This is a genomic window from Promicromonospora noduliphila (assembly GCF_056951025.1).
In genome coordinates this window covers 448,642-466,383 of record NZ_CM167806.1, presented here as the reverse complement: position 1 = coordinate 466,383, position 17,742 = coordinate 448,642, and the positions used below count along the sequence as shown (strand labels likewise).

Here is a 17,742-nt window from a genome sequence, read left to right as displayed (position 1 = left end):
GGGCAAGACAGGAGGGGCAATCGTGTGATAGGCGGCGAACGATGGGTGAAGTTGCTACCCGTTCAGGTAGACGATGCTCGCCCAGAGGACCACGGCGACGACCGCGACGATACCGATGGCGAGCGTCAGCAGCCCCCAGTTGCGTGCGCGGCGGGACGCCTTGCGCGCCTTGTCGTGCTCTTGTGCCTTCCACAGGGAATTGACGCGCAGCGCGTTCACGAGGGCGACGATTCCGGTGGGCCAGAAGCAGAAGATGGTCACCAGAATGGCGAACACGAGATACGAGCGCGGCGGGTACTGGAGCTGCGCCGGATAGGTGTGGACGTTGACGTTCACGGGCGCACGCGACCTGCCCGGGCCGACGGGCGGTACAGCGGAACTGCTCATGACGGTCCCCCTCACCTATGTAGAGGGAGAACTTAGTCCACTTTTGGCGGTTTGTTGAATGCGCTGGTCAGCCGGGTATTTTGCGCAGTACCTCACGATAGAAATGCACACCGCGGCCCAGGGAATCGACGCTCAGGTGCTCCCCCGAACCGTGAATCGACTGCCGCTGCTCCCGCGTCATCGCGAACGGGCTGAACCGGTAGACGTGGTCGCTGATCGGCGTGAACAGGCGGGCGTCGGTGGCGGTGGGCAGCACGTGCGGCGCCACGACGGCGTCCGGGTACGACGCGCCGATCGCCTCACCGATCAGCGTGAACTGCTGGCTGTCCGACGGCGAGACCTCGCTGGGCTCACCGCTCTCCACGACCTCGATCTCTACCTTCTTGTCCCGGATGGCGCGCCGCAGCCGCGCGACCGTCCGGTCCACGGTGTCGCCGAGCGCCACGCGGACGTCGAGGTGCGCGCGGGCCGCCGACGCTGCGACGTTGGCTCCCGCGCTGCCCTCGAGCTCTGTGACCGCCACCGTGGTGCGGACCATCGCCGCCGCCTCGGGGCCGCCACCGGCCAGCGCCCAGGCCGCTGGCTTGCTCACCGGCCCGGAGGCGACCTTGGCCATCAGCCGGAGGACCGCTCCCTTGACGCCCGTGGCGTGCGGAGCGACCCGCTCCAGCAGCTCGACGGTCGGCGCGTCCACCCGCACCGCGAACCGGCGTCGGCCCGCACGCATGACCGCGCGCGCGAGGCGCACCGTCGCGGACCGGCGGCTGGGCGTCGCGGCGTGGCCGCCGACGTCGGTGGTGTACAGGTTGACCCCGATCACGCCCTTCTCCGCGACCCCCACCATGGCCGTCTGCCGGTCCAGGCCGGGCAGCACGTCGGTGACGACGGCGCCGCCGTCGGAGATCACGAGCCAGGGACGCACGCCGAGCTCGTACAGGCGCCGGACGGCGGCCTTCGCCGACGCCCCGCCGGTCTCCTGGTCCGCGCCGAAGAACAGCCAGATGTCGCGCTCCGGCACGAAGCCCTCGCCGAGCAGCGTCTCGACGGCGTCGAGCACCGCGACGAGCGAGCCCTTGCCGTCCAGCGTGCCGCGCCCGTGCACGACGCCGTCGCGGATCTCGCCGGAGAACGGGTTCTCCGTCCAGTCCATGCCCTCGGCCGAGACGACGTCCTGGTGCGCCACGAGCACGACCGGGTACGGGTGCAGCACCTCCTGGCGCCCGCGGCCGGGCCAGCGGTAGAGCAGGCCGTGGTCGCCAGCCGGCTCGCTCTGCAGGGCGTGCACGCGCGGGTAGAACGTGGCCAGCGCGGTCCGGTGCCGGGCGAACGCCTCGTGGTCGACGTCCTCGGGATCCCAGGAGGAGACCGTCGGGAGCTGCACGAGCGAGGACAGGTGCGCCGCCGCGATGTGGCCCGCCGCGACATGACGGTCGCTGTACTGCTCCGCCGGGACGAACGACGAGGAGCCCGGCTGCTCCGGCAGCACGGCGTCCGGTGCCGCCGGCTGCTCCGCGACCGGCCGGCCCTGTTCCTCCCGTGCGCTCTGCCCCGGCGCGCCAGGCGTCTCGCGGACGGCGGGCGTCTCGCGGGCGGTCGGCGTCACGGACACCGCCGACGCCGCCCGTACGGACTGCGCGAGCGACGTGTCCGGGCGCGTGGCCGACAGCCGCGTCGGCGCCGCCCCTCGCGACTCGGTGGCCGCCGCTGCCGGCGGATCGGCGGGCGCGGTTGCGCGCGACTCGGCGGATGTCGCCGCACGCGACTCGGCGGGCGCCGCCTGCTGCCGCGCTGAAGGTGTCGGCTCGACGGCGGGCGACGGGGCCGGCTGCGCCGCCGCCTTCGCGATCATTTCGGCCGTGACCTGAGGAATGGCCTCGGTCGGGTCGATGTCGGCACTCACGGGACCTTCTCCTGCTCCGGGTCTCCCACGTCGGGGGCTCCTGCGTCGGGGCTCTCGCGCACACCCGCGGACCACGGGGCGTTCGGGAGCACAACACCGCAGACGATAGCGGGCGCACTCGGTTTTCCACAGACCCCTGGTGATGCTGAGAACCGGGTGCCGAAGAAGACCGAAGTACCGAACGCGAACCCCCTGCGCGTGTCCTACTTTGCCGGATAGGGCGGCAATCTGCCTGTCGGCTTGGTGGTACCCGCCCACAAACCGGTTGACCAGGGCAAAGCCCAGACAGTGCACTGATCGCCATGACAACTGAACGATGGAGTTCCGCCACCGTCTACCCCGATATGTGGGTTGACCCGGACGACGATCCACGCGAGGCGCTGAGCAGTCCCGTCGGGGAGAAGGAGACCCTCTGGAACTACCTCAAGCACTACCGGATCACGCTGGAGATGAAGTGCGACGGGCTCGACGCCGAGCAGATGGCGCGCAGGTCGGTGCCGCCGTCGACCATGTCGCTGCTGGGGCTGGTGCGGCACCTGGCCAAGGTGGAGCGCGGCTGGTTCCAGGAGGTGCTCGTGGGCCGGGACAGCCTGCCGCCGCTGTACTACGACCCGGCGTCGCCGACGGTGGACATCGACTTCGACGGTGCGGTGCCGGACCCTGCGGTCGTCGCGGAGGCGTGGGAGAGCTGGCGCGGCGAGGTCAGGGCCGCTGACGCCTGGATGGAGACGCTCGCCGAGGACGGGCTGGGCGAGACGGTCGAGCGCCGCGGCAAGCAGATTCCGGTGCGCGACATCCTGGTACACATGGTCGAGGAGTACGCCCGGCACGTGGGCCACGCCGACCTGCTGCGCGAGTGCATCGACGGCCGCGTGGGCCAGTAGGAAGGCTTAGCCCGCGTTCGCCCTTGCGGTGGCCGGTCGCGTAGCGCGCCGGGAGCGAACGCCTCGCGGGGCTGTGTTGCTGACGGTGGACAAGGTCCACTCTCAGCAACACAGCCCCGGGAGCAACTGTTTCCCCGAAGGTCGAACGCGGCACCTCAGGCCGACGCCGGACCCCCGCACCTCAGACCGCCGCGGGCGCCCTGTCCTGTTCGGTCCGCTGGTCCGCGTCGACGCGGGAGGCGCGCACGCGGGACCAGATCACGGCCCCGAACGCCACGGCCGCCGCGAGAACCGCGATGCCGATGCGGAGCGCGTGGTTGGCGTCCGACGGCACGCTGATCGCCACCACCGCGGGGGCGATCAGCAGCGCCACCAGGTTCATCACCTTGATCAGCGGGTTGATCGCCGGCCCGGCGGTGTCCTTGAACGGGTCGCCCACGGTGTCGCCGATGACGGTCGCGGCGTGGGCGTCCGAGCCCTTGCCACCGAACTTGCCGTCCTCGACGATCTTCTTCGCGTTGTCCCAGGCGCCGCCCGAGTTGGCCAGGAAGATCGCCATGAGCACGCCCGCCCCGATGGCCCCGGCCAGGAACCCGGCCAGCGGCCCGACGCCGAGCCCGAAGCCCACCGCGATGGGCGCGAACGCGGCCAGCAGGCCCGGGGTGACGAGCTCCCGCAGCGAGTCGCGGGTGCAGATGTCGACGACCTTGCCGTACTCGGGGCGCTCGTCGAAGGTCATGATGCCCGGGTGCTCGCGGAACTGGCGGCGCACCTCGAACACGATGGCACCCGCCGCGCGCGTCACGGCGTCGATCGCGAGGCCGGAGAACAGGAACACCGTCGCCCCGCCGAGGATCACGCCCACGAGCGTGACCGGCGAGATGATCTCGTAGCTGAGCATCGAGGTCACCAGGCCCGAGCCGACGTCGCCGACCTGGGCGAGCGCGTGCGACACGGCGTCGGCGTACGAGCCGAACAGCGCGGTGGCCGCGAGCACGGCCGTGGCGATCGCGATGCCCTTGGTGATGGCCTTGGTGGTGTTGCCGACTGCGTCCAGGTCGGTGAGGATCTGGGCGCCCTCCTCGTCGACGTCGCCGGACATCTCGGCGATGCCCTGCGCGTTGTCGCTGACGGGGCCGAACGTGTCCATGGCGACGATGACGCCGACCGTGGTCAGCAGCCCGCAGCCCGCGAGGGCCACGAGGAACAGGGCCAGCGAGACGGAGCCCCCGGCCAGCAGGAACACGCCGCAGATCGCGGCGGCGATGATGCCGGCGGTGTACACGGCGGACTCGAAGCCCACGCCGATACCGGAGAGCACCACCGTCGCGGCGCCGGTCCGGGACGTCTCGGCCACGTGCAGCGTCGGCTTCTTGTCGGTGCCGGTGAAGTAGCCGGTCACCCAGAGGATGACGCCGGCGAGCACCACGCCGATGAGCACGGCGAGCGCGGAGACGACGCGCGGGTCGGCGGTCACGCCGGAGAGGTCAGCGGTGCCGGGCACCTGGTCGAACGACGACGGCAGGTAGACGAAGGCAGCGACCCCGGCCAGCACGGCGCCGACGACGGCGGAGACGTAGAAGCCGCGGTTGATCGCGGCGAGCCCGCTCTCGGCCCCGCGCACGCGCGTGATGAACACGCCGAGCAGCGCGACGAAGGCGCCGATAGCGGTGACGATCAGGGGGAAGACGAGGCCCTCCTCGCCCATGGCGGCCTTGCCGAGGATCAGGGCGGCCACCAGGGTCACGGCGTACGACTCGAACAGGTCGGCCGCCATGCCGGCGCAGTCGCCCACGTTGTCGCCCACGTTGTCGGCGATGGTCGCGGCGTTGCGCGGGTCGTCCTCGGGGATGCCCTGCTCGACCTTGCCCACCAGGTCGGCGCCGACGTCGGCCGCCTTGGTGAAGATGCCGCCGCCCACCCGCATGAACATGGCGAGCAGCGCGGCGCCGAAGCCGAACCCTTCGAGCACGGCGGGCGCGTCGACGTCGTACACGAGCACGACGAGCGCCGCACCGAGCAGGCCGAGGCCCACCACCGACATACCTACTACACCGCCGGTGCGGAAGGCGATGCGCGCGCCCTCGGCCCGCCCGCCGGGCCGGGTCGCCGCCGAGGCGACACGCACGTTCGCCCGGACCGCCAGCCACATACCCAGGTAGCCGATCGCGGCGGAGAACCCGGCGCCGAACAAGAACGCGACGGAGCGCCCCACGCGCACGCCGCCGTCCCCCGGCAACAGGAAGAGCAGGCCGAACACGACCACCGCGAACAGCACCAGGGTGCGGAGCTGTCGTCTCAGGTAGGCGGATGCGCCCTCCTGCACGGCTTGGCCGATGTCTTGCATCTTGGCGGTTCCGTCAGGCGCGGCGAGCACCTGGCGACGCAGCACGAACGCACACCCGAGCGCGGCAACCGCGATGAGGGCGATCACCCCCACCGTGGTGTAGCTGCCTGCGCCGAAAACAATGCCGTCTTCGAGCATTCGTCCTCCTCGACGAGCTCCGGGGCAGTTCCCCCCAGATATATGTATTGCCCTGTACCCTCTTGACCTGCACAAGGATGATGTGCCCCACCAGCATCGTCGATGGCGGGAAGAAGCCAGAGTCTACCCACATGTGACGGCAGTCACTATGTCGAAGGGCCCGGCACCGCGCCGCGACCGGTCGCGCTACCGGAGCTCCGCACCGCCGGTGAGCCCGCGGATCTCCTGGAGCAGCCGCTCGGAGTCCATGAGATCGGGCAGCACGACGTCGGCGCCCGCCGCGGCGAGCTGGTCCGCGCGCGTCGTGCCGGACGCCACGGCGATCACCCGGGCCCCGCCCTCCAGGCCGGTGCGCACGTCTTCGAGGGAGTCCCCGACGATCACCGTGTTGCCCACGTGAAAGGCGTGACCGTACCGGTCTCCCGCGCGGCGCTGGGCGACGGCGACGAGGGCCGGCCGGTGCGCGTCGTCGGACGAGTAGCCGCCGACCGCGGCGTCGACGTACCGGTCCAGGCCGAAGACACCCAGCTTGATCAGGGCGTTCGGCTTGAGGTTGCCCGTGAGGACCGTCGCCACCAGGTCCGGCTCGGCCGCTACGGCCTTGAGCGCCCGCACGGCGCCGGGGAGCACGGTGCCGAGCCGCCGCACGTCCTCGGTGTGCGCGGCGAAGCGGAGCGGCACGGCCTCGAGCATGCGGGGCAGCAGGTCGTCCACCTCGCGCTCGGTGACCCCGTTGTCCTCCAGGAGACCGCGGATCGCCAGCGGCATGGTCACGCCGGTCCCCTTGGCCGGGAGGCGTTCGGCGGGCCGTCCCACGACCTCGGCGAACGCCTCCCGATATGCCGTCCGGTCCACCTCCCCGACGTAGACGAGGGTCCGATCGATGTCCCAGAGCACGAGGGCCCTGGCAGCACCGCGGGAGGTGACCGGCGCGGTCACGACGCGAGGGCCGCGATCCGCTCGGTCAGCACGCGCGCCCCGACCCCGGTGCGCCGCGTCGAGCCGCCGCGGCGGAGGTCCGCCGACAGGTCGCGCAGGTGCTCCCGCAGCCGCGCCGACTGCACGGTCTCCGCGATGCCGACCGCCTCCTCGCCGACGGCGCAGGCCGCGTCGAGGTCGCCGGCCCTGGCGTGAGCCTGGGCGGCGCGGCTGAGGAACAGCCCGTGCGTGCGGCGCTCGCCGGCGCGGTCCGCCTGGATCGCGTGGCCGAAGCTCTCGACGGCGCGGGCCGTGTTACCGAGCGCGAGGTGCGCCGACCCGGACTGCCCGTGGATCTCGCCCTCGTTCATCCAGTACAGCCAGTGCGGGTCGTCGTCGCCGCGGCCCTTCGCGCACAGTTCGGAAGCCTCGCCAAGTGCCCGGCGCGCCGCCTCGCCCTCGCCCGCCGCCGCGTGGCCGCGGGCCTGCCGGGTGAGCAGCGTCGCGGCGAGGTGCGGCGCGTCAAGGCGGGCGATCCGGCGTCGGCCCGCCTCGGCCGCGCGGACGGCGTCCCGCGGGTCGCCGCTGGAGTAGCCGTGGATCGCGAGGTAGGACAGCGCGCCGGCGCCGAGCCGGTCGTCGGCCGCTGCGTGCGCGGCCCGCAGCCCGGCCAGCATGTAGGCGCGGGCGGCGTCCGGCCGTCCGGCGTCGAACGCGAACCAGCCGGCCTGCGTGGCGGTGTCCGCGGCGACGGCGGCGAGCCGGCGGCCCGTGACCTCGTCGTACGTGCTGCGCTCCAGGACGCGGACCACCAGGGCGAGGTGGGCGCGGGCCAGGTCGGCCACCGCCCCGCTGCCCGAGCCCTTGTCCATGACGCGCAGCTCGTCCAGCGTGCCCTGCAGGTGCCCGCACAGCTCGAGCGACACCCGCGTGCCCGCCGTGGCGCGGCGCAGCGGCTCCGCCTGCTCGGCGTCCCAGCGCTGGATCATCGTGTTCAGCGCGATGCCCGACGCCGGGCGCGGGGTGTCGCTGCCCGCGACGTCGCTCATCGCCGTGGCCGTGACCGGGCCGTTGGCGTCGGCGGGCAGCCAGTCGGCCGTGTTGTCGGCGACGTGCGCCAGGCGGAGCGCGGTGAGCATGCGGTCCACGGTCCACGGCAGGGCCGGGTCGGGTGCCGTGGGGGTCACGACCTCGGGCGCGCTCGCGGTCGAGCCGGTGGTCGCGGTGCGCCCGGACGCCGCGGCGTCGGGCAGGGGGGTGATTCCGGGGAGCGGGAGGCGGACGAGGTCCGGAGGCGTGCCCAGCCCCGTGAGGAACTGGACCACGCGGGAGACGTCGGTGAGGCGACGGTCGCCGCACTCGAGCATCGAGAGGTAGGACTGGCTCAGCCCGGTGAGGGCCGCCACGTCCTCCTGGCGTAGTGGAACGAGCTGCCGCACCATGCGGCTGACCTGGCCGAAGTCCCAGTCGGCGAGCGCCGAGCGGACTGCTTCGTCCTGCCAGACCCGCGACGGGACGCTGGGCAGCGACACCACGGGGACTGACTCTGTGCGCCGGCACGCGGCGCAGCGGGCTTCGGAGTTGTAACGACTGAGGACACAGCCGCATCGGGCGCAGGTGCGAACGGTTGCACGAGGCACAGGGGGCTCCTGAGGGTCCGGCATTTCTCTTTTGCCGAGTTCACGGCTCTGGATGACCACAGTGGTATCACCCCCACGAGGTCCATGCATCCGGACGGTACTAGGTATTTTCTTCCAGACCGTGGCGCGACCCCGCTAAGGCGTTTTCCCAGGTCAGGCGAGACCAGTTTTGGACGCTCGTCCAACTTCTGTCCGAATTGTGTCAATTGTAGACCAGGACGGATCAAACAAAAACATGCAAAACCGCAGGTCGCTCCGATGAACCCCTCGGTTTCACCCCGATCCGGGAGGATTCGACGGATCAGCGTCCGAGGACGGCTCTCATGGCCCGCGACAGGTACCACGGATCGACGACGGCGGTCAGTTCACGCACCGAATGCATCGACAAGATCGGTACCCCGACGTCCACAGTGCGGATGCCGAGCCGGGTCGCCGAGATGGGACCGATCGTGGATCCGCACGGCAGCCCGTTGTTGGAGACGAACTCCTGCGTGGGCACGCCGGCGGTCCGGCAGGCCACCGCCCAGGCCGCCGCGCCGTGCGCGTCGGTGGCGTAGCGCTGGTTCGCGTTGATCTTGAGGATGGGGCCGCCACCTGCGACGGGATGGTTGGCCGGGTCGTGCCGCTCGGGGTAGTTCGGGTGCACGGCGTGCCCGACGTCGGACGACACGTGCAGCGACGCGGCGAACGCGCGGGCGCGGTCCTCCGCGGTGGCGCCCAGCGCGTTCGAGATGCGGACCAGCACCTCCTCCAGGAACGGCCCGGCCGCGCCGGAGCGGGACGCACTGCCGATCTCCTCGTGGTCGAAGCCCGCGAACATCTCGATGCGGGTCGAGCCCGCGTCGTCCGCGCGGCCGAGGATCGCCGTCAGCCCCGCGTGCGTGGAGAGCAGGTTGTCCAGGCGGGCCGACGCGAAGAGCGCCTGGCCGGCGCCGAAGGCGCGGGCCGGCTGCGTGTCGGCCAGCACGAGGTCGTACCCGCCGATCTCCGCCGGGTCGACGCCGGCGTCCGCGGCGACCGCCGCCAGGAGGTCCGCGCTCTGCGCGTCGCCCAGCCCCCAGACGGGCTGCGTGTGCCGCTGCTTGTCCAGGGTGAGCCCGCTGTCGTTGACGGCCCGGTCCAGGTGGATCGCGAGCTGCGGGATGCGCAGCAGCGGGCCCGTGCGCACCAGGTGCTCGGTGCCGTCGTGCAGGACGACCCGCCCGGCCAGCTCCAGCTCGCGGTCGAGCCACGAGTTGAGCAGCGGCCCGCCGTACACCTCGACCCCGGCCTGCCACCAGCCGCCGGCGCCGTGCGTCGTCGGCCGGGGCTTGAGCTTGAACCCAGGGGAGTCGGTGTGGGCGCCGACGATGGTGAAGCCGGTGGTCGGGCCGGCGGCGTCGGGCACGGTGAAGACGATGACCGAGCCGTCGCGGACCACCACGTAGCGCCCGCCCGGGGTGACGGCCCACTCCGCGTCCTCGGCCAGGAGGGTGAAGCCGGCCGCCCGCGCGCGCCGGGCCACCTCGGCCGCCGCGTGGTAGGACGACGGCGACGCCGTCACGAACGCGCCCAGGTCCTCGGTGTGGCGGCGAGCCTCCTCGGGGACGGCGGACGTGGGTTGGACGGGAGTGGTCTGGGCGGTCACCGGGCCATTATGTCGCCCCTGGCGACGGCGTCCCGGTCGACGGACGAGCCCGGACCGCGTGGCACGTGTCGGCCGGCCGAGTCCGGATCGGCCGGCCACGCCGGGATCCGGTCGGCCGGGCTTGCCGAGACCAGGTGGTCTCGGCAAGCCCGTCCGACGAACCGAGGGGATACGGGCTCAGCCCTCGGCCGAGGTCTCCGGGACCAGGCGGACGTAGGCGAGGGCCACGGCGTCCGGCACGTCCGAGAGTTCCACCCAGGTGCCACCTGCAGCAGACAGCGGAAGACCGCCGTTGATCCAGCCACCGATGACGTGCTGCTCGCCGTCGCAGGCAACGCTTCCGGAGTTGTCGTCGCCCACCCAGTCGCCGACCAGCTCGAATCCCATGCTGGTACCGGCCTCGGTCGCGCTGCACCGGGCCTCGACGGCGTACTGGTCGGTCGGAAGGAAGTCCTCGGCCTGCGCGACATGGTAGGAGATCCAGCGTTCCCACTCGCCGGTGCGGTCGAGCACCACACTGTTCAGTCCGCCGTCCCGGACGATCGAGTCGTCAGGGTCCCCCGGAACCGGGAACGGGTTCGCAGCGTGCCGCTGGCCCGGAGCGAGCAGGCGCTCTCCCCCCTGGACGACAACCGACATCGGGTCGCTCGCGACGAGCGCCCCCGTCGGGGACTGCTGGGTCATGGCGTACACGTCGTACGAGCCGTCCGGGAGGGCGGGGTCGGCGCCTTCGACAACGCACGACGACGTCCGGTCGTCGTAGGCGTTGGTCGTCGGGGTGCCCTCTGTGTTGTTGAAATCCCACCACGTGTCCCCGAAGCCGACGTCCACTACTGTGCCGGCCTCGTCGACCCAGACGAGCGAGGGCCAGTTCAGATCGTTCCCGGACAGCTCCTGACCCTGAGGATCAACGGGCCGGACGGGAACCGACTCGCTGTACGACCAGTCGTCCACCGAGCCGCCCGCTCGGGTAAGGAGAGGGGCCGTGGCCTCCAACCGGATCTCGTCCGACAGCTCGACGTCCACGAACTGCACACCACAGGCCAGGTCCGTCCCGTTGAGCAGCTCCGGCTGGTAGCCCTCCCGGAGCTCGATCTCGGCCGACGCCGACGGTGACGGCGAGGGCGAAGGCGTCCCCGGCAGCGGCTCGGACCGGTCCGGGGGCGTGAGCTGCGAGGCCCCCAGCACCAGCACGGCCGCGAGCGCCAGCGCGCCCCCACCCAGGCCGCCCACCTTCGCCGTCCGACGGCGGCGCACCCGCCGGGTCATGACCGGCAGCGCCGCAGCGGGTCCCGTGGGCGACGCCGGGTCGACGCCCGCCGCCATCGCGCCGAGGGTCTGGGCCAGGAGGCCGGTCCCCACCGGGTCGACCCAGCCGTGGTCCTTGCCACGGACATCGTCGTGCTGGTTCATCGGAGCTCTCCTTCCACGCTCGCCGGCGCCCCCGTCGGATCGAGCACGTCCCGCAGGGCGCGCAACCCGTCGTGCAGGTGGCGCTTGACGGTGCCCGGGGCGTTCCCGAGCGTCTCCGCCACCTGGTCGATCGTCATGTCCTCGAAGTACCGCAGCACCACGCACGCCCGCTGCCGGGGCGTGAGCCGGGTGAGCGCATGCACCACGTCCGCCCGCGCGGTGACACCCGAGTCGTCGAACTTCACCCGGTCGTCCGTGGCGACCCTCGGTTCGATGTCGGCCCACCGCTTCTTGCGGCGCCATCCATCCAGATAGAGGTTCAGCACCGTGCGCCGCACGTACGCCTCGGCGAACTCCACCGGTGCGTGGTCCGACCGGCTCCTCGGAGTGTCCTCCAACGACATCGTGCGCATGCCCGATGCCGCCCGCGCCCGCCGTCCGCCCGGCCGCACCAGGCGGGAGCAGTACTTGACCAGTGCCTCTTGCACCAGGTCCTCGGCCTGCCGGACGTCGCCGCACAGCGTGTACGCGTACCCGACGAGCACCGTGCCGCGCTGTGCGACAAGCGTCTCCAGGTCTTCGTGCCAGCCCATTGCCGGCTCCTTCCTGCCATCTTGAACGTACCGACGAACCGACCCGCCGGGAGGTTGGGGCTGTGGGGGCACCAGTTCTGGCGCTTGGTCGGGCGTTCCGTGGCGGGGTTCCGTGGCGGGACGCTCGTTGCCGGATGTCCTCGGCCGTAGGCCGGCGTCTTCTTTCTCTGTCGGACGGCGTACGGGCGGGTCAGGATGGAGACATGGCCACCGTGGACGACGTCGGGCAGACCACGCCCGCGTACCCCCTTCGGTTCCGTGCCGCCGAGGCGCGCGGGGCACGGATCGGCCGGCCGCTGCGGGCGCTCGGGCGCGTGCGCGGGGTGGACGAGGCGCTCCTGGACCGGATCGGCCGCGCGTTCTTCGAGGAGGACGAGGTCGGGGCGGCGCTGGCCGCCGCGATGCGCCTCCCCGCCAGGACCCCGGGACGGGTGACCCACGCCCAGCTCCGGCGGGCGCTCGCGGCCAGCCCATCACACCGGGCCGATGCCAAGATCGGTCTGTTGCACAGGACCGACGCTGAAGTCGGTCCTTTGCATCGAGATCGGTCCATCGATGGACCGACCTCGATGCAACCGACCGACCTCGACGTAGGGCGCCAACATATGACCGAGCTCAGCGCGGCAGGACCCGAGGCGTTGCGGCGGTTTCTCGCGGAGGTCACCGCCGTGCCCGACTGGGTGGACTGGGACCTTGTCGAGGCCGGCGCCGCGGTGCAGCGCCGGCTCGGGCAGAACGCGGGTGACGTGCTGCTGCAGCTCTCGCTCGTGGGCGGGTACCGGTTCGGCGGGCCTACCGACCTGCTCGCGGCGACCGGCGCGCTCACGGGCGGGACGCTGCGCCGTCTCGCGGAGACGCAGGAGTGGACGGTCGGGCTGTCCGAGCCCGGGGCCCTGCGGCCGTACGGCCCGGCCTGGCGAGCCACTGTGCACGTCCGGGCGATGCACGCCCTGGTCAGCGCCTCGTTCACCGATCCGACGCGCCCCGGACCGCCCGGCGCCGGCCGCTGGGACACCGCCCGCTGGGGCCTCCCGATCAACCAGGCCGACCAGGCCGCGACGCTCGGGCTGTTCGACGGCGCCCTGATCATCGGGTGCCGGGCGCTGGGGGTGCGCATCTCGCCGTCGGACAGCCGGGCGCTGATGCACCTGTGGAAGTGGGTGGGACACCTGATGGGTGTGCACCCGGACTTCCTGGTCGACGACGAATGGGCGCGCCACCACATCAACTATCACGTGCTGCTCGCGCAGGCCGGGATCTCGGACGCGGGGCCGCGCCTCGCACGGGCCGTCGTCGACGCGCAGGCCGACCGGGTCTACCGCGGACCGTCGTGGTGGCAGCCGTGGCGGGCGCGGTTCGAGCGGGAGCGGCTGCTGTCGATGCTGACGGTGTTCCTCGGCGCGCGCAGCATGCGTGAGCTGGGCCTGCCGCTGCGCCCGCCGTGGGCGCACGCGTACCTGATCCCGCTCAACGTGTGGCGGTACCACCTGCTGGGGCGCACCCGCTGGGGGCGGGAGCGCCTGGAGCGCTGGGGCCGACGCCGGAGCGACGCGATCCTCGCGAGCTACCTGCCGGAACGCCGTGCCGGGTCGGACGCCCAGGCCGATCGAGTGACCTGAGCGTCCGACCAGCGGATCACGGCAGGGTGACCGGGTACGGCTCGCTGAAGGCGATCTCCCAGGTGTCACTGTCGACGAACCGATACGGCGCCGCGTACACGATGTCGTAGTCGCCGGCCGGGAGCCGCGTCGAGAACTCCGCGGCGGGTCGGTCGTCGTACTCGGTCCGCTCGCCGCACGTCGACATCTCGTAGATGCCGTAGGTGGTGTCCTCCGCCACCTGCCAGACCTGGCCGGGCGACGTCACCTCGTAGACGGCGGTATAGCCGTCCTCGTGCTCGCGCTCCTGGATGTCGTCCCCCCAGTAGCCCGCGTCCCGCGCACCGACGCTGGAACCCACGAGCCGCCCGTCCTGGAACAGGAGATACTCCGGTTCGGCGCCGTTGGACAGCTCGTAGGACTCGCCCGCCACCTCGGTGATGGTGAATCCCGTAGTGACGCGCAGGTCCTCCGGTGAGTCGTTCGGCTCGACCGTGAACCGGACCGGATCCGTGGGCAGGTCGTCGATCCACATGCCGCACGCGACCGGCGACGCGTCGAACGCCCACGGCAGGTACCCCTCGTCGAACGGCTCGAACGGCGGCCACGCCGCCTCCGGTGCGTCCGAGGCCGACGGCTCCGGCTCCGGCTCCCCCACCGCGGGCGAACCGCTCACCTCCGGCGTCGGCTCCACCTTCGGGGTGCTCGACGGCGAGGGGGACGGCGACGGGCTCGCTGAAGCCGTCGGGCTCGGCGACAGGCGGGTCGTCGGGATCTCCGACGGCACCGGCCCGCGCTCGGTGCTGTGGATGGTCGGGCGGCCGGGCAGCGGCTCGGACCGGTTCCACGTGGTGGCCTGCGCCGCGCTGAACGCGAGCGCGCTGACCACCACCGCGGTGCCCAGGCCGACCGCGCCCGCCTTGGCGATCCGCCAGGCCCGCACCCTGCGGCGCAGGAAACCGAGGTTCTCCTCGGGTGCGCTGGGCACGCCGACGGGCGTGGCGCCGTCGACCAGCGCGCCGATGGTCTGCTTCAGGACGTCGCGGCCGGGGCCGAGGTCGGCGTCGAGCTCGAAGTCGTCGTGGGCGCTCACAGGAGCCCTCCTTCCGGCACCAGCACGCCGCGCAAGGCGCGGATCCCGTCGGCCAGGTGTCGTTTGATGGTGCCCTGCGAGATGCCGAGCGTCGCGGAGATCTGGGGCACGGTCAGGTCGTCGTAGTAGCGGAGCACCACGCACGCGCGCTGGCGTGGGCTCAGGCCGCGCAGCGCGACCGTCACGTCCGCACGGGCCGTGATGTCCGACGCCGGAGCGCCCACCCGGTCCTCCACCGCCACCTTGGGCTGGGCCTTGCGCCACAGCGCGAACCGGCGGGTCTCGTCGAGGTAGAGGTTGAGCATCGTCCGGCGCACGTACGCCTCGATGCCGGCGTGACTGCCGCCGTCGTGCAGGGGGAACTCGGTGCGGCCGGCCGTGCCCGCCGCCTCGGGGCGGCGGAACCGCCGGAAGACGCGGACCAGCGCGTCCTGGACCAGGTCCTCGGCCGCGCGCACGTCGCCCGTCAGCGCGTAGCCGTATCCCACGAGGGCACGCCCTCGGTGCGTCACGAGCTCCGTGAGCTCGTCGTCCCAGCGGGCGCTCATCACGCGCCCCTGTCCAGCTTCACTGCGGCCACCTGGTCCGTCCCCTTGCCCCGGCGCGGCCCTGTGCCCCGCTATCAGTGTGATACGAGCAGGGCACGGGAACCGTTGGGACATGAGCCGGACTTCTTTCAGCCGGCGGGCTTCCGTACGGACCGGTCGCCGGGCGGACGGTTTCGCGAGCCGGTCGCCGCGCGGACCGTGCGCCGGGCACGTCACTCGCTGGGCGAGTAGTACCGCCAGGTGCCGTCCTCGGCGATGCCGACCACCATCCCCGTGTAGCCGAACACCTCGTCCGCCCGCTGGGCCTCGGCCTCGGCCGGTGTGAGCAGGCCGGCGTCCACGACCTCCTGCCAGGCCTCGTCCGAGTCCGCGAACTCCTCGGTCGAGACCCGGGGCCACACCACCGTCTGGTTCCCCGGGTCCCCGCCACTGATCTGGCCACCCGTCCCGGCCAGCAGGCGAACCAGCGTCTCGTACGGCAGCGTGTCGTTCTCGGGCAGGCCGAAGGTCTGCTCCGGGGTCTCGCCGCCGAACATGAGCTCCGTGCCGTCCTCGGTGGCCAGTGCGATCATCTGGTCGGAGTCGCAGGCGAGCGCCGCGTCCACGATGGCGCCGGCGGTCCCTCCCGCACCCTCGCTCGGCGCGTTCGCCGGGTCGTAGACCATGCCGAGGCCGCTCGCCGAGCATTCGGCAACCGGGTCTCCGCCGCCTCCGCCCCCGCCGCTGTCGACCGGGGCGAGGGACGCCCAGAACCGGGCGACGCCGTCGGGCACGCTGCCGAGCCGGATGTCGGCGACCTCCTCACCGCCGCCGACGACGGTGGGCGACACGGACTCGATGCCGTCGCAGGCGACCTCGCCGGAGACCAGCACGTCGTTGGTGGAGGGCTGCACCACCTCGAACGACACCCTGTCCGACGGGTTCGAGCTCTCGCACTGCGCGGTGACCGCCGGCACGCCGGTCGTCACGTAGCCGCGCTGCGTCTGCTCGGCGGTGACCCAGTCCGTGCTGCGGTCCAGCACGAACCGCGTCAGCTCGCCCTCGACCGGCTCAGGCGGCTCGATCGTCGCGGCGCCGCCACGGGACCCGACGGCGCTGTGTGCGCCGTCGGCGTCGAGGCGGACCGGGACCGGCTCGCTCACCGCCGTCGCCCACTGGCCCGAGGTGAGCTGCGGGTAGGCGACCACCCGCACCTCGTAGTCGCCGTCGGGCAGAGGTGTCTCGTAGACGGGTCTGGTCTCGGTGTCTGTCGGCGCGCAGGTCGTGAGCGCGTTACCCGTTGCCTCGATCGCCCCCTCGCCGCCGCCGAGCAGCGGCTCGGTCTGCACGCCGGGCGCCTCGAAGACGTTCGACCCCACGTCCACCACCCTGCCGTCTTGGCTCCACACCAGCACGGGAGCGAGATCAAGCGAACCCTCGTCCCCCTGGACCGTCGCCGCCATCCCCCACGACGTCGAGGGCACGCCCTCGAAGTCGGAGGTCCTGGCATAGATGTCACCGGCCGCTGCCGCCGTCCAGCCCGGTGCCGTGGACCGCAGGTCGGCCACGTCCATGCCGCAGGTCAGGTCGCTCCACTCGAGCCAGGACGGCTGGTACCCGTCCTGGATGACGTCGACGGCGCTCGGCCCCGGCGCGTCGGCCGCATCGGTCGGCCCGGTCGACATCGCCTCCGGGCCCGGGCTCGGGCTCTCGTCCGGGCTCACGAACGCGCTCGTCGACTCCCCCGGGGTGATCGGCTCGGTGCTGTTCCACAGCGGCGTCTGCGTGGCGCCGAAGGCGAGCACGCCGACCACCATGAGGCTCCCGCCGGCGAGGCCGCCGATCTTGGCGGCGCGACGGCGCCGCACCCGGTCTCGTACCACTCCGAATGAGACGTGCAGGTCGTCCACCTCCCCACCGGGCATCTCGTCGGCGGCGCCGCGGAGCGCGCCGCTCAGAAAGTCGTTGTTCTCGGTCCAGTCGTCGTCGCTCATCGGGCGGCCCTCCCTTCGGCCGGTCGGAAATCATCGGGGCGCAGGAACTCCTGCATGTTCTTGGTCGCGTCCGACAGGTAGCGCTTGACCGTGCCCTGGGCGGTGCCGAGCACCTCGGCGATCTGCGGCACCGTCATGTCCTCGAAGTAGCGCAGCACCACGCAGGCTCGTTCGCGGGCGCCGAGCTTGGCGAGCGCCGCCATCACGTCGACCCGGGCCGACGCCGCCTGGTCCGCGCCGCGCGCGCTGGCGTCGTCGGCCAGCAGGTGCCGGACCCCGGCCCAGCGCAGCCGCTTGCGGTAGCCGTCCAGGTAGATGGTCAGGACGGCGCGGCGCACGTAGCCCTCGGCGTTCGTGAACGGCGACTCGGAGGGAAAGTCGAGGTCGTGCGCCTGGCTTCCCGCTACCGCGCCCACCGACCGGCCCTTGCCGGGGCTGCCGCGCAGCCGCGAGTAGACCTTGACCAGCGCGTCCTGCACCAGGTCCTCGGCAAGCCCGCGGTCGCCCGAGAGCATGTAGGCATAGCGGACGAGGGCGTTTCCTCGCGTCCTCATGAGCTCATCGAGCTCGGCCTCCCATGCCGCCATGTCCACCTCCCCGGCGCGTGTGTCCCGTCATCGTCTCCACATCCACCATGACGCGCACCGGGGAGGTTTCGTTGGTCTACGGTTCGCCGACCAGGT

General features: G+C 72.3%; 14 protein-coding genes. 2 read left to right on the top strand and 12 right to left on the bottom strand.

The window, feature by feature from the left end; all coding sequences use genetic code 11:
- Positions 1 to 54 precede the first annotated feature (54 nt).
- Together AC0QU1_RS01995 and AC0QU1_RS01990 are read right to left on the bottom strand one after the other, a co-directional pair.
- Complete coding sequence (locus AC0QU1_RS01995) at positions 55 to 336, bottom strand: CD225/dispanin family protein (protein WP_483573985.1); 282 nt, start codon at positions 334 to 336, stop codon at positions 55 to 57.
- Between the two features lie 118 nt (positions 337 to 454).
- Positions 455 to 2,287: a M20/M25/M40 family metallo-hydrolase gene (locus tag AC0QU1_RS01990; protein WP_483573984.1), complete on the bottom strand. Its 1,833-nt coding sequence runs from the start codon at positions 2,285 to 2,287 to the stop codon at positions 455 to 457.
- A gap of 302 nt (positions 2,288 to 2,589) precedes the next feature.
- Between AC0QU1_RS01990 and AC0QU1_RS01985 the strand changes: the two genes are divergently transcribed.
- On the top strand, positions 2,590 to 3,171 hold the full coding sequence (locus AC0QU1_RS01985; protein ID WP_483573983.1) for a DinB family protein: 582 nt from the start codon (positions 2,590 to 2,592) through the stop codon (positions 3,169 to 3,171).
- Between the two features lie 181 nt (positions 3,172 to 3,352).
- Here the strand turns inward: AC0QU1_RS01985 and AC0QU1_RS01980 are convergent, their stop codons facing one another.
- The 6 genes from AC0QU1_RS01980 to AC0QU1_RS01955 form a co-directional block, all read right to left on the bottom strand.
- Positions 3,353 to 5,656, bottom strand: a complete 2,304-nt coding sequence (locus tag AC0QU1_RS01980) for a sodium-translocating pyrophosphatase (protein WP_483573982.1) — start codon at positions 5,654 to 5,656, stop codon at positions 3,353 to 3,355.
- A 186-nt stretch (positions 5,657 to 5,842) separates the two neighbouring features.
- The gene (locus AC0QU1_RS01975; protein ID WP_483573981.1) at positions 5,843 to 6,595 is read right to left on the bottom strand and encodes an HAD hydrolase-like protein; all 753 of its coding nucleotides are present in this window, start codon (positions 6,593 to 6,595) and stop codon (positions 5,843 to 5,845) included.
- Entirely contained in the window at positions 6,592 to 8,109 is a 1,518-nt protein-coding gene (locus AC0QU1_RS01970) for a helix-turn-helix domain-containing protein (RefSeq protein WP_483573980.1), read from the bottom strand. The genes AC0QU1_RS01975 and AC0QU1_RS01970 overlap by 4 nt, the downstream gene beginning before the upstream one ends.
- 406 nt (positions 8,110 to 8,515) lie before the next feature.
- A complete protein-coding gene (locus tag AC0QU1_RS01965; protein WP_483573979.1) occupies positions 8,516 to 9,841 on the bottom strand; it encodes a M18 family aminopeptidase in 1,326 nt (441 codons plus the stop codon).
- A 177-nt stretch (positions 9,842 to 10,018) separates the two neighbouring features.
- A complete protein-coding gene (locus AC0QU1_RS01960; RefSeq protein WP_483573978.1) occupies positions 10,019 to 11,254 on the bottom strand; it encodes a hypothetical protein in 1,236 nt (411 codons plus the stop codon).
- Entirely contained in the window at positions 11,251 to 11,847 is a 597-nt protein-coding gene (locus AC0QU1_RS01955) for a sigma-70 family RNA polymerase sigma factor (protein WP_483573977.1), read from the bottom strand. The genes AC0QU1_RS01960 and AC0QU1_RS01955 overlap by 4 nt, the downstream gene beginning before the upstream one ends.
- 203 nt (positions 11,848 to 12,050) lie before the next feature.
- Between AC0QU1_RS01955 and AC0QU1_RS01950 the strand changes: the two genes are divergently transcribed.
- Positions 12,051 to 13,466: an oxygenase MpaB family protein gene (locus AC0QU1_RS01950; RefSeq protein ID WP_483573976.1), complete on the top strand. Its 1,416-nt coding sequence runs from the start codon at positions 12,051 to 12,053 to the stop codon at positions 13,464 to 13,466.
- Between the two features lie 16 nt (positions 13,467 to 13,482).
- Here the strand turns inward: AC0QU1_RS01950 and AC0QU1_RS01945 are convergent, their stop codons facing one another.
- The 4 genes from AC0QU1_RS01945 to AC0QU1_RS01930 all read right to left on the bottom strand — a co-directional run bounded on the left by AC0QU1_RS01945 (position 13,483) and on the right by AC0QU1_RS01930 (position 17,646).
- Complete coding sequence (locus AC0QU1_RS01945; protein WP_483573975.1) at positions 13,483 to 14,538, bottom strand: hypothetical protein; 1,056 nt, start codon at positions 14,536 to 14,538, stop codon at positions 13,483 to 13,485.
- The gene (locus AC0QU1_RS01940; RefSeq protein ID WP_483573974.1) at positions 14,535 to 15,086 is read right to left on the bottom strand and encodes a sigma-70 family RNA polymerase sigma factor; all 552 of its coding nucleotides are present in this window, start codon (positions 15,084 to 15,086) and stop codon (positions 14,535 to 14,537) included. Before AC0QU1_RS01940 ends, AC0QU1_RS01945 begins: the two co-directional genes overlap by 4 nt.
- Before the next feature lie 212 nt (positions 15,087 to 15,298).
- Entirely contained in the window at positions 15,299 to 17,059 is a 1,761-nt protein-coding gene (locus AC0QU1_RS01935) for a hypothetical protein (protein ID WP_483573973.1), read from the bottom strand.
- Positions 17,056 to 17,646: a sigma-70 family RNA polymerase sigma factor gene (locus AC0QU1_RS01930; RefSeq protein WP_483573972.1), complete on the bottom strand. Its 591-nt coding sequence runs from the start codon at positions 17,644 to 17,646 to the stop codon at positions 17,056 to 17,058. The genes AC0QU1_RS01935 and AC0QU1_RS01930 overlap by 4 nt, the downstream gene beginning before the upstream one ends.
- Positions 17,647 to 17,742 lie beyond the last annotated feature (96 nt).